The following is a 12,532-nucleotide window of genomic DNA, read 5'->3' as shown; positions in this document are numbered from 1 at the left end:
TGCGGCGGGAACATGCCTGAGACAAAACAATATGAAATGGCTTTGTGTGGTGAGTTTGCTGTCCGGCCTGGCCATCAGTCCGGTTTTTGCGCAGGAGAACGTTGCGGCGCAAGGGGTCAATGCCCAGCAGCGCGATGCTTTCGTTTCCAACCTGATGAAACGGATGACGCTGGAAGAAAAAATCGGTCAGCTGCGCTTAATCAGCGTCGGGCCGGATAACCCGAAAGAAGCGATCCGCGACGGCATCAGCAAGGGCCAGATTGGCGCTATTTTCAACACCGTTACCCGGCCGGATATCCGCGCGATGCAGGATCAGGCCATGCAGCTCAGCCGCCTGAAAATCCCGCTGTTTTTCGCCTACGACGTGGTGCACGGTCAACGCACCGTCTTCCCGATCAGCCTGGGGCTGGCGGCCAGTTTTGATCTCGACGCCATCGCGCTCAGCGGCCGGGTATCGGCGCAGGAAGCCAGCGATGACGGCCTGAACATGACCTTCTCGCCGATGGTCGATATCACCCGCGATCCGCGCTGGGGCCGGGTATCGGAAGGTTTCGGCGAAGACACCTGGCTGGTGTCCAAAATTGCCAAAGTGATGGTCGATGCTTACCAGAACGGTGATCCGTCCCAACCCGGCTCAGTGATGGCCAGCGTTAAACACTTCGCGCTGTACGGTGCCACCGAAGGCGGCCGCGATTACAACACCGTCGATATGAGCCCGCTGAAAATGTATCAGGACTATTTGCCGCCGTATAAGGCAGCGGTAGACGCCGGCAGCGGTGGGGTGATGGTGTCGCTCAACGCGATCAACGGTATTCCGGCCACCGCCAACCCGTGGCTGCTGAAAGATCTGTTGCGCAGCCAGTGGGGCTTTGGCGGCATAACCATCAGCGACCACGGCGCGATTAAAGAGCTGATCAAGCACGGTGTGGCCGCAGATGCGCGCGATGCGGTGCGTTTGGCGATCACCTCGGGTGTCGATATGAGCATGAGCGACGAATACTACGACCAATACTTGCCGGGGCTGGTGAAGGACGGGCTGGTTTCGGAAAGCGATATCGATCGCGCCTGCCGCGACGTGCTGAACACCAAGTATGACATGGGCCTGTTCAAAGACCCGTATAACCACCTTGGCCCGGTAGGCTCCGATCCGCAGGACACCAATGCCGAAAGCCGTTTGCACCGCGCCGAAGCGCGCGTAGTGGCGCGCAAGACTCTGGTGCTGCTGAAGAATGACAAGCAGACGCTGCCGTTGAGCAAACAAGCCACCATTGCGCTGGTCGGGCCGATGGCCGACAGCCAGCGCGATGTGATGGGCAGTTGGTCGGCGGCCGGCGTGGTCAAACAGTCGGTGACCCTGCGCCAGGGGCTGGAGCATGCGGTGGGCGACAAGGCGAAGATCCTCTACGCCAAGGGTGCCAACATCACCCAGGACAAAAGTATTATCGACTATCTGAATGAGTATGAGCCGGCGGTGGTGTTTGATACCCGTCCGCCGCAGCAGATGATTGATGAAGCGGTACAGGCGGCCAGGCAGGCCGATGTCGTGGTAGCGGTAGTGGGTGAGGCGCAGGGCATGGCGCACGAAGCTTCCAGCCGCGCCGATATCACCATCCCGCAAAGCCAGCGGGATCTGATCGCCGCGCTGAAGGCGACCGGCAAACCGTTGGTGCTGGTGCTGATGAATGGCAGGCCGTTGGCGCTGAGTTGGGAAAGCCAGCAGGCGGATGCGATGCTGGAAACCTGGTACAGCGGCACCGAGGGTGGCAATGCGGTGGCCGACGTGCTGTTCGGCGACTATAACCCGTCGGGTAAGCTGCCGATGACCTTCCCGCGTTCTGTCGGTCAGATCCCGATGTATTACAACCATCTGAATACCGGCCGGCCGTTCGGCAAGGAAAACCCGGGCAAGTACACGTCGCGTTACTTCGACTCGCCTAACGGCCCGCTGTATCCCTTCGGTTACGGCCTGAGCTACACCACTTTCAGCCTGTCGGATCTCACGCTTTCCAGCCCGACGATGGCGCGCAACGGCAAACTGACCGCCAGCGTCACGGTGAAGAATACCGGCAAATATGACGGCGCTACCGTGGTGCAGTTATACGTGCAGGATGTCACCGCATCGGTCAGCCGCCCGGTGAAAGAGCTGCGCAACTTCAAAAAGGTGATGCTGCGAGCCGGCCAGTCGCAACAAGTGGAGCTGCCGATCACTGAAGAGGATCTCAAGTTCTATAACGCCAGCCTGAAATGGGGCGCGGAACCGGGCAAGTTCAACGTGTTTGTCGGCCTGGATTCCGACAACGTACAGGCACAAAGCTTTACGCTGCAGTAAATCGTATCGCCCTCTCTTACTGCGGTGAGAGAGGGTCTTTTATCTTTTCAATTCCTGTCCTGCGCGAAATCAGAGTCATCATTCAAACACCCGCCGCGTGTAACCCGCAGCAGCCGGGAGGCATAGCTCTGTTTGTCGAAAATGGCGCAGATGTGGTCCTGATGCCGACACCGAGCACCCTTCCCGGCATATCGCAGAGAAGTTGGCCCCGTTGATGGCGTTTATCCAACAACGGCGCCCGTAGGCTATTGCTACCGGGCCTTTCGGCCCGGTAAATCGCTACCAAAATAGCGGAGTGGTGTTTTCGGCCAGGAAAGCCAACAGCGCTTTGGTGACCGCTTCCGGGTTTTCCTGATTGCTGATATGGCCGGCTTCAGGGATCCGCACATGTTTGCAGCCGAGGATATCCGCCATTCGCTGGCCTTCTGCCGGCGGGCGCGGTTTATCCTGCTCGCCGGTGATCACCAGGGTGGCTGCGGTAATTTTTTCCAGCAGTGCCAGTTTATCGGGACGGCCGAAGATCATTTTGCCCAGCGGCACTATGCTGTTGCGCAGAAGATCGGCGGGGAGGCTTTGTAAATGGGCAATCAAGGGTTGCAACAGCGACTCGGGGACATTGTCGGAGTAAAACTGTGCGGCAATGTATTCCAGTAACGGCGAGGTGATCGCCCCTGCCTGATCGACGGCGTTCAACATGGCAAAATAGCGCTGGCGTTCTTCAGGGGTTTCGTCGCCCAGATAACTGTCCAGCAGCACCAGCACTTTAACCCGCTCGGGTGCTACTGCCGCTAATTCGGCGCCCCACATGCCGCCGACGGACAAACCGACGATGCCGAATTCTTTGATGCCGAGCCGATCCATCAGCGCCAGATGATCGGCGGCGATATCCGACAGGCTGGTGTGCGAAGCCGGTAGCTGCGGCGACTCGCCGTGCCCCCAAAGATCCGGGACGATAACGCGATAATGTTTGGCTAGCGCATCAAGCTGCGGCTCCCACATATGCCGATCAAACAGATAGCTGTGGCCAAGTAATAATGGGAAACCTGAACCGACATCCAGGTAATGAAACGGCTTATCCGTAGCTTGCATATTATATAGCTCCTTGTTAAACGGGATCTATTTATATCACGCAGATATTAAAAAACGGCATTAATTTACCTTAAATTACCTGAGTGAAAACTTATTTTTTAATTATTTATCGTCCGAAAAGGAAGGTAAATTAAGCTATCGGCATAATATCCTGGCCGTTTATCGCCGGCTGACTTATGCTGGCTTTGGCTACCTTCTGGTGAAGGAAATATTGAACATGGAGCGATCATGAAAAGGTTTCTAAAGTTATTAATTATCTTGCTTGTTATTTTGATTCTGGCAGCGGCATTATGGTTTTTCTTCGGGCGCGGCAACCAGGATGCGTTGTGGCAAATTGTCAGCCAACAGTGCGTACCCAATCAGCAACAACATAACGATCCGTCGCCTTGCTTAAAGGTTGATTTGAAAGAAGGTTATGTGCTGTTCAAAGACAGCAAAGGCCCTTATCACGATCTGGCGATGCCGACCGAAAAGGTCAGCGGTATCGAGAGCCAGGTGCTGCAAACGGAACAAGTGCCGCCTTATTTTTCCCAGGCATGGGGAAATCGCAGCCATATATCCACTGAAATGGGCAAACCGCTAAAAGATGCATGGTTATCGTTGGCGATAAATTCGAAATATGGCCGATCCCAAAATCAGTTGCATATCCATATCGCTTGTCTGCGTCAGGATGTATATAACCAGCTGGGGGAACAAGCGAAGCACCTGGATCAAAACTGGCGGCCGTTGGCGGAAAAACTGGTCGGCCATCAGTATTTGGCCAGAAAATTGGCCGGCGTTGATTTAACCAAAGAGGACCCGTTCAAGCTGCTGCAGCAATATGTTGCCGGGCAGGGCGATAATATGGCCAATTATGGGTTGGCGCTGGCGGTGACCCCCGAAGGGGAGATGATTTTGCTGGCCAACCGTTTAAAATTGACCGACCTGAACCTGGGGTCTGCAGGCGAGATCCAGGATTACCAGTGTGCGGTTGCGGGTAACTGATGCTTTCCTTCCTGCTCCCCGTTTCTCGGGGAGCGAAGCCCACTTCACCGGCAGAATTAGCCGATTGGCGGGGTGAAAATGCCTCGTCCCGAGCCTGAGATACCGGCTTAACTCAACCCTTGCCACCAGCAGGCGCAACCCTGGGTGGCGTTTATCCTGGTGGGGCAGAGAAGCGTTTTTTCTGTGCAACACGGCGCAGCAGGCAGTTACACACTAACTTGTTTATAATAATTTGAGGAATTATAGCCTGTCACCCTGAGGATAAAATGGCGCAAGAAACAAGGTTGTTAAAGCAATCGGCATTGATGATGCTGATGGTTGCTGTAGTAGGTATCGTGGTTGGCATATGGACAGGTTCTGAAGCCATCTTGTTTGACGGTATGTTTTCTCTGATAGCCACGCTGATTAAACTGCTGATGGTATTAACTGCAAGGTTGATCAAAAAAGAGTATTCGCGACGCTTTCAGTTCGGCTTTTGGCATCTGGAGCCCATGGTGTTGACCACCGAAGGCATATTTATCGGCGTAATTGCGTTGTATGCGTTGCTGAACGGTATCCAGGGGCTGCTGCAGGGCGGCACTTCGGTAGAGTTTGGCGGGGCGATACTTTATGCATTGCTATTTACCTTCATCAACTTCAGCTACTACTTCTACGTTAAAAAGCGCAATCAACGGGTGCAATCAACGTTGGTCTCTTTCGACAATATCAGCTGGTTTGTCGATGCGCTGTTGGCGCTGGGATTGTTGATAAGCTTCACTGTGGCCTTCTTGTTGACCAAAACGGACTCTGCCTGGTTGGCTCCTTACGTAGACCCGGCGCTTTTGGTGGTAATCGCTTTGGCCATGTTGCCTTCGGTGGCTAAAATTTTGCGCCCAGCCCTGAAAGATATGCTGCGCGTGGCGCCGATAGAACTGAATGCCCTGGTTGAAAAGACCATGGATATGATGGTGGTGAAACACAATATCATCGATTATCACAGCTACTGTCAGAATGATGGGCGCATCAGCATTGTGGAAATCAATATCCTGATGGGGGTGTTGGAAGGGATTAAATTGGAGGAGCTGGATGCAATGCGCGAAGAAATCCAGTCGGGCCTGGGGATGGATATTGAGGATTTATGGTTGACCGTTTCCTTCACCCGCGATCGAAAATGGCTTAACTGAGGCAAGAATTCCGGGCCATTAGGCCCGGTAGAGCGCTATCAAAACAGCGGAGCAGTGTTTTCGGCCAAAAATCCAGCGACGTGTTAGTGACCGTTTCCGGGGGTTATAGCGCCAATTATGGTTGCCACCGGCGTTGACTCCGAAAGGGGAGGTGATTTTGCTGGCCAAGCGTTTGAAAGTGAGCAACCTGAATCTGGGGCCAGCAGGCGAGATCCGGGATTACCAATAGGCGGTTGTTGGTCATGGTTGTAACCCCTTCCCACTCATTGTTAGCCTGCCAACTTATTAAGCTGGCAGGCTGATAAGTTACTTAAAGATTTTTCAACAGTTGCAGCAGATGTTCTTCGCTTTTTTCGGCCAGCCCGTCAATGGCCAGCTTGATGATGTCGGAGCGGGTAATGCGTACCACGCCATTGCGTGCCGCCTGCACAATGATTTCATCGATGGCGTCGACATGGTTGTCGGTCAGGCTGACCGAAATTGCCTTATAGGTGCGTTTACGGCCCTGCGGCTTGGCTTCGGCAACGGGGGCAATCAGGGTATGCGACGTGGCGTTGTTGATAAACTCGTCTTCCGACATGCGGTGGGTTGGGGTGCGTTTTTTCACAGGATCACCTCTTTCACCAGGCTTTCGATTTCCGCCTGCGCTTTGGCGTTGTGCGCCTCGTGCACGGTAATCGCCTCACCCCAGGCATCGCGGTAAATCTTGCGGTCGCACAGGCGGTTGCTGACCAGGGTAAATTCCGGATATTCGCTCAGCACCTGTGCCGCTTCGTTGGCTTCGTTAATAAAAATATTGGTCGGGCACATGTTCAGCACGATGTAGCCTTTCACCTTCTCGTTATATTCCTGCGCGGTGGCGAACATTTCCGACAGATAACCGATGGTGTCGAGATCCATCTGCGAGGGGCGCAATGGGGAAAGGAACAGATCGGCGGCCAGCAGGCCGGAGCGCAGTTCGGCGCTGTCGCGGCCGGCGGTGTCGACAATCACGTAATCGTAATGACGATCCAATTCCAGCAGGGTTTCTTTGATTTTTCCCGAAGCGGCGACAACCGGGATATGCGGCAGGCCCTCCACATTCTGGCGATCGTTATACCAGGTCATGATTGATTTCTGATCGTCAGCATCGACGATAATGGCGGTTTTCCCCTGTTTGAGGATCAGATATCCGGCGATATTGACCGCCTTGGTCGATTTTCCTACGCCACCTTTTTGCGAGCCAATCAAAACAATCATGCTGCCATCTCTCAAGTTATCAAGAGACTAACCGGTTAAGCTAATAGCTTATTAAGTTAGTATCTTATCAGGTTGATAATTAAACAGGTTAACAAGAACAACTTGTGGACAATATGCACCAACCGTAGCCGCTTGCCAAGTCAGTATGCTGTTAACTTTGCAGCTTATTTTGCTGGCAACTTATCAAGTGGGTAAGTAGGAATGCTCTGGGAAATGGTGCTGAGGGAAGGATTATTTATTTTTTTATTAGCCTAATAAGTTACTAGCTTACTTGTTTTTTTGCGGATGCGGCAGCGCGCATCCGCAGCGGCGACATTATTTTTTCAACATCGCTTTCAGGTTGGCGAACGGATTATGGGTCGCAACGCCGACGTCTTTTTGCGCGTCTTCACCGGCGATCACCGTTGAACCGTACTGGTCTGCTTCGGTGTACTTGGAGTGTTCATGGTCGTGGCAGTACAGGCACAACATTTCCCAGTTGCTGCCATCTTCCGGGTTGTTGCTGTGGTCGTGATCGATATGGTGAACCGTCAGCTCGCGCAGGTTGGAGTAAACGAATTCGCGCGAGCAGCGCCCACAGACCCACGGGAAAATTTTCAGCGCTTTTTCGCGGTAGCCGGTCTCCAGCCTTGCGTAGTTTTTGGGGATATATGCCATGGTGAGTGCCTGTAGAATGATAACAATGTTGCGTTTAATACTATCACAATGCGCCGGGTTACAGCGTGCGGCACATCACCGTCACTTCTTCGCCGGAAACCTGACGTTGCTCCACCGGCTGCCAGCCCAATTTTTGATACAGCGGCTGTTGGTCCGGCGTGTAGAGATACAGCTCTGTGATATTTTTCCGTTTGCAGTGGGTAATGCATTGGTCGATCAGACGGCGTGCGATACCCAAACCGCGGTGCTGGGGATGGGTGAAGACTTCGCCCAGCCAGAATTTGCGCTCCGGTTTATCCGCCAGATCGTAAATGACCAGGCTGGCGGTGCCGAGGATGTGTTGTTGTGGCGACAGGGCCAGCAACGTCATGCCGGAATGCTGCGGTTCACAGCGCTGTTCAAAGCGTTGGCTGATTTTCTCGTGGCTGCTCCACGGCGAGAAATCACGCCACTCCTGATGCAGCAAAGCAGCCAGTTCGCCAATGCGCTGGCGGTGTGCGGAAAGTCGTTCGATGTGCATGATTTAAGTTCTTGTTGCCCAGAGAATGCACAACTATAGCCGCAGCTACCGGCTATTTAAAGGCCTCCACCGCCCAGTCGATGAACACCCGCAGCTTGGCGCTAAGATGGCGGTTGGAGGGATATACTACGTACATGTGCTCCGATGGCGGTTGCCAGTCGTGCAGCAGGCTGACCAGTTCGCCGTTGTCCAGATGCGGTTGCGCCATAAAGCGGAAGGTCTGGATGATGCCCAGGCCGGCCAGCGCCGCGGCCAACAGCGCGTTGCTTTCGTTGACGCTGACGTGATAGCGGTGCTGGATGTCGATTTCTTTGCCCCGGTCAACAAAGTGCAGCGGCTGGATGCGATCGTTCAGCGCATGGCGATAGTGCGCCAACGGGTAGCCCAACTCCAGATCGCAGGGGTGTTTCGGCGTGCCGTAACGGGCCAGATAGGCTGGCGTGGCGCAGGTGACCCATTCCAGCTCGAACAGGCGACGAGCAATCAAGCTGGAGTCGGCCAGCGGGCCGCTGCGGATCACGCAGTCGGCGCTGTCGTTGATCAGGTCGATCAAGCGGTCACTGACGCCCAAATCAATCTGAATCTGTGGATAACGCTCAATAAAGTCCGGCAGCGCCGGCACCAGCAGCTGGCGTGCGGTCGAGCCACCGGCATCAATGCGCAGCACGCCCTGTGGCGCGCTCTGGGATTCGGTCATGCAGCCTTCCATCTGCTCCAGTTCCGCCAGCCACTTAACCGTGCGCCGGTAATAGCACTCGCCCTCAGAGGTGACCGACACGCTGCGGGTGGTGCGCTGGAATAGCTTGGTTTGCAGGTGATCTTCCAGGTTCTGGATCAGCTTGGTGACGGTGGCCTTGGGCATCCGCAGCGAGTCTGCCGCGCGGGTAAATCCGCCGGTTTCCACCACGCGGTTAAATACCCGGATGGCCAGTAAATGATGATCCATAACGCTCTCAGTGCAAAGCCCCGGTCGGAGGACCGGGGTGTTTCTGTGGATAGACAATGATTATGACTGTTTAGCGCCAATCATGCCGGAACGCAAGGTCAAGCCAAATACCAGCGCGGCGGAAAGGGTAAGGGCGCCGCCGAACAGCATGGCGCTGCTGACGCCCTGCCAGTCGACCACTTCCCCGCCCAGCAGCGCACCGGAGGCTAGCGCCACCTGGATCACGCAGACCAGCAGCGCCTGGCCGGCTTCCGGCGCCTGCGGCACGGCGGCAAACATCCAGTTGGTGGCGCAGACCGGCACGGCGCCGAACGCCAACCCCCAGACCATGACCATCAGCGTGGCGCCGGCAATGCCGCTGAGGAAAGGCGAGACGATCAGGATGGCGGCCAGCATGACGGCGATCAGGATAAAGGTGGCGCGCAGGCTGCGCTCGGCCAGGCGTTCGCCGAGGAAGGTGCCCAGCAGGCCGATGGCGCCGTAGGCCAGAAGTTGCAATGAAATCGCCGACGGGCTGAGGACAAACACCTGTTGCAGCAACGGTTTCAGGTAGGTGTAGGCGGCAAAATGGCCGATAAACAGCAGGACGATGGCGATCAGCCCGGTGCGTGCCATCGGCAAACGCAGTGGCAACAGCAGATCACGTGGCGTGACCGGCCGGGTTGGTGGGACCGATGTCAGCAGTCGCAGTTGCGCCAACAGCACGCCCACCGCCAGCACCGCGCCACCAAAGAAGGCGGCGCGCCAGCCGAACAGGTCGCCAATCAGCGCGCCGGCAGGCACGCCACATACTGCACCGACTGAAATGCCGCTCAGGATCAGCGCGGTAGCGCGGCCCTGGCTGGCTTCAGGCACCAGATGGCGGCCGTAGTTGGCGGCGAAGGCCCAGAAACCGCCGACGCAGACACCCAGCAGCACGCGGCCGAGCAGCATCATCGGGAAGTTAACCGCCAGCGCCGAAACCAGATTGGACACCACCAGCAACAAACTCAACGCCAGCATCAGCAGGCGACGATCAAGCCGACCGGCCGCCAGGCTCAGCGCCGGTGCGGCTATCGCCGCCACGATACCGGGCACGGTAACCATAAAGCCGGCCTTGCCGGTGCTGACGTCCAGCGACGGCGCGATATTGGTCAGCAGACCGATCGGCAGAAACTCGGTAGTGACCATCACAAAGCAGGCGACCGTCAGCGAGAAGATCGCCAACCAGGGTGATGAGGAGGATTTATCTTTATTATTCAGCATAGTACCGCTCTTCTCAGGTAAGTGCGCACACCGCACGGCAGAGTGCGGGGTGATAGAGATCACAATTTACGCAGGCATTGGCGACGGATAAATCCGTTTGCCGTAGTTACACTGTTTCTGAGAGGGAATAATCACGCGGAGCAAGCAAAGCGGCGGGCTGCGGCAGAACGGCAGGTCAAATGCTCAATGGGCATAAGCTTATGCAGCGGGCGCAGCCGGCTGCGCCCAGGGGCATTATAACCCCGGCGCTTTCCACATTGAGGTGGTCAGGCCGTGATCCACCAGCGTGAGTTGATCGGCATAGATCTGCCGCCAGGTGTGTTTTTGCTGTTGATAGAGCGCATGATTGGCGCTATCCGGCTGATATTCGCGCTCCCAGCGCACCAGTTTTTCACCGGTGGCCGCCAGCGACTCATACAGCCCGGCGCCGACGCCGGCGGCAATCGCGCAGCCCAGCGCGGTGGCTTCTTTCACCACCGGCACGCGAACCGTCAGGCCGGTAACATCGCTCAGGATTTGGCTCCACAGTTTGCCCTTTGAACCACCGCCGGCGAACACCAGCGAGTGCGCCTGCACACCCGAGAAGCTGGCGATCTGTTCCAGATTACAGGCGGAGACAATGGCGGCATTCTCTTCCAGCGCGCGGAACAGGGTTTGCTTATTGCAGCGTTCCGGGTCGAGCGACATATTGATAAACGACGGTGCGGCGTGGTACCAGGTTTTGAAGTGCATGGCATCGGAAAATATCGGCATCACCCCGTAGGCACCCGGCGGCACCCGCGCCGCCATCTCTTCCAACAGGCTGTAAGCATCTACGCCCAGCCGTTCCGCCATCAGTTTTTCCTCGGCGCAGAAGGCGTCGCGGAACCAGCGCATGGTCAACCCAGTGAAGAAGCTGATGGATTCCGCCTGTGCCATGCCGGGGATCACGTGCGGGTTAATGCGGATGTTCATGTCCGGATCGGTGGCCGGTTCCGGCAGGTTGACGATTTGCTGCCAGAAGGTGCCGCCCAATACCGCCGTTTGCCCGGCATGCACCACGCCCAGCCCCAGGCTGCCCAGTTGAACGTCGCCGCCGCCCATCACCACCGGCGTGCCGCGCAACAGACCGCTTTGCTCCGCCGCCTGCGCGGTAACCTGTCCGAGCAGGCTGCCGGTCTCTTTCACCGGTGACAGAATATCGGCGCGTAGCCCGGCCATGTCGAGCAGCGCCGGTCGCCAGTCGCGGCTGACCAAATCCAGCATGCCGGTGGTGCCTGCATTGGAAGGATCCACCGCCAGTTCGCCGCTCAGCATATTCGCCAGCCAGTCGCTGATCATGGTCAACGTCGCCGCCTGCCGATAGATGTCCGGCCGGTGGTGGGCCAGCCACAGCAGGCGCGGCATGGCGCTCAACGCCAGCGTTTGGCCGGAATATTGGTACACTTCGCTTTCGAAATTATTGTTATGCAGCTCTTTGAGCTCGCTGACTTCATGGCTGGCACGCGCATCCACATTGGCGCAGGCCCAAATAGGTACGCCGTTGCGATCGTACAGCACTATGCCTTCGCGCATTGAGCAGCAGGCTACAGAGCGGATAGCCTGGCCGGTCAGTCCTGCGTTTTGCAGCGCCTGACGGATGCACTGGCAGGTCAATTGCCAGTTGTGGGTTAAATCAAACTCCATCGAGCCGGGCACCCCAGACACCGCCAGATGCCGCCACTCAGCCTGGCCCTGGGCGATCTGATTGCCCGCCAGATCGAAGATTACCGCGCGAACGCTGCCGGTGCCTGCATCCAGCGCCATCAAATAGTTATCCATAGCTCACACTCTCCGGGGTTGGGATCTTAACTATAGATGCCGGGTTAGCGCCCTCGGGTGAGCGACACCTGGGGGCGGTGGGATTTGTGAGCTGTGCTGCAAAATTGCCGCCGCGCAGGGTAAATCAGGGGGAATAAACCTATGGTTTGAAAGAACAGTGATTTCAAGGTTAAACAAGGAGCCGCCATGCACGTCACTTTGGTCGAAATTAACGTTAAGCAGGACAAAATCGACGAGTTTATTGAAGTTTTCCGCGCCAACCATCTGGGGGCGATCGAAGAGCCGGGTAACCTGCGCTTTGACGTGCTGCAGGATGAAAACATCCCGACGCGGTTTTATATCTATGAAGCCTATAAGGATGAGCAGGCGGTTGCCGCCCATAAAAAGACCCCGCACTATCTGCAATGCGTGGAGAAACTGGAGGCGCTGATGACCGGCCCGCGCAAGAAAACCACCTTTATCGGCCTGATGCCGGCTCAGTGAGCGGCATCAGGGTAATTTTGTTCAATACTTTGCAACCCTTGAGCGGCAATCTGGTATCTGTGAAATTTTTCTCAGGT

General features: G+C 56.2%; 12 protein-coding genes. 4 read left to right on the top strand and 8 right to left on the bottom strand.

The features are described 5' to 3' along the window. Positions 1–31: 31 nt before the first annotated feature. Positions 32–2,329: a beta-glucosidase BglX gene (gene bglX, locus V2S86_RS12720; RefSeq protein ID WP_330762715.1), complete on the top strand. Its 2,298-nt coding sequence runs from the start codon at positions 32–34 to the stop codon at positions 2,327–2,329. A 279-nt stretch (positions 2,330–2,608) separates the two neighbouring features. Here bglX and V2S86_RS12715 read toward each other — a convergent pair whose 3' ends face one another. After that, entirely contained in the window at positions 2,609–3,418 is an 810-nt protein-coding gene (locus V2S86_RS12715; RefSeq protein ID WP_330762714.1) for an alpha/beta fold hydrolase, read from the bottom strand. 228 nt (positions 3,419–3,646) lie between these two features. Here V2S86_RS12715 and V2S86_RS12710 point away from each other — a divergent pair, with 228 nt between their 5' ends. After that, entirely contained in the window at positions 3,647–4,402 is a 756-nt protein-coding gene (locus tag V2S86_RS12710) for a CDP-diacylglycerol diphosphatase (RefSeq protein ID WP_330762713.1), read from the top strand. A 266-nt stretch (positions 4,403–4,668) separates the two neighbouring features. Continuing rightward, positions 4,669–5,565, top strand: coding sequence for a cation diffusion facilitator family transporter (locus tag V2S86_RS12705; RefSeq protein ID WP_330762712.1), 897 nt, complete (start codon positions 4,669–4,671; stop codon positions 5,563–5,565). A gap of 310 nt (positions 5,566–5,875) precedes the next feature. On the opposite strand, the gene V2S86_RS12700 is transcribed toward V2S86_RS12705, so the two are convergent. The 7 genes from V2S86_RS12700 to lsrK form a co-directional block, all read right to left on the bottom strand. Further along, complete coding sequence (locus tag V2S86_RS12700; protein ID WP_330762711.1) at positions 5,876–6,172, bottom strand: hypothetical protein; 297 nt, start codon at positions 6,170–6,172, stop codon at positions 5,876–5,878. Continuing rightward, positions 6,169–6,804, bottom strand: a complete 636-nt coding sequence (locus V2S86_RS12695; RefSeq protein WP_126481117.1) for a division plane positioning ATPase MipZ — start codon at positions 6,802–6,804, stop codon at positions 6,169–6,171. Before V2S86_RS12695 ends, V2S86_RS12700 begins: the two co-directional genes overlap by 4 nt. A 315-nt stretch (positions 6,805–7,119) precedes the next feature. Further along, the gene (gene yajD / locus V2S86_RS12690; protein WP_330762710.1) at positions 7,120–7,461 is read right to left on the bottom strand and encodes an HNH nuclease YajD; all 342 of its coding nucleotides are present in this window, start codon (positions 7,459–7,461) and stop codon (positions 7,120–7,122) included. A gap of 58 nt (positions 7,462–7,519) precedes the next feature. After that, positions 7,520–7,981 carry a GNAT family N-acetyltransferase gene (locus V2S86_RS12685; RefSeq protein ID WP_330762709.1) on the bottom strand — a complete coding sequence of 154 codons (462 nt, stop codon included), beginning with the start codon at positions 7,979–7,981 and terminating at the stop codon, positions 7,520–7,522. Positions 7,982–8,033: 52 nt separating this feature from the next. Next, the gene (locus V2S86_RS12680) at positions 8,034–8,927 is read right to left on the bottom strand and encodes a LysR family transcriptional regulator (protein ID WP_330762708.1); all 894 of its coding nucleotides are present in this window, start codon (positions 8,925–8,927) and stop codon (positions 8,034–8,036) included. A gap of 60 nt (positions 8,928–8,987) precedes the next feature. Beyond that, entirely contained in the window at positions 8,988–10,172 is a 1,185-nt protein-coding gene (locus V2S86_RS12675; protein ID WP_330762707.1) for an MFS transporter, read from the bottom strand. 234 nt (positions 10,173–10,406) lie between these two features. After that, positions 10,407–11,972: an autoinducer-2 kinase gene (gene lsrK, locus V2S86_RS12670; RefSeq protein ID WP_330762706.1), complete on the bottom strand. Its 1,566-nt coding sequence runs from the start codon at positions 11,970–11,972 to the stop codon at positions 10,407–10,409. Positions 11,973–12,158: 186 nt separating this feature from the next. Here lsrK and lsrG point away from each other — a divergent pair, with 186 nt between their 5' ends. Next, complete coding sequence (gene lsrG, locus V2S86_RS12665) at positions 12,159–12,455, top strand: (4S)-4-hydroxy-5-phosphonooxypentane-2,3-dione isomerase (protein ID WP_004942047.1); 297 nt, start codon at positions 12,159–12,161, stop codon at positions 12,453–12,455. The last annotated feature ends 77 nt before the right edge of the window (positions 12,456–12,532 follow it).

This window comes from Serratia sp. C2(1) (assembly GCF_036352655.1).
GTDB classification, from domain to species: domain Bacteria; phylum Pseudomonadota; class Gammaproteobacteria; order Enterobacterales; family Enterobacteriaceae; genus Serratia; species Serratia inhibens.
This window is presented reverse-complemented; position numbering and strand designations above follow the sequence as displayed.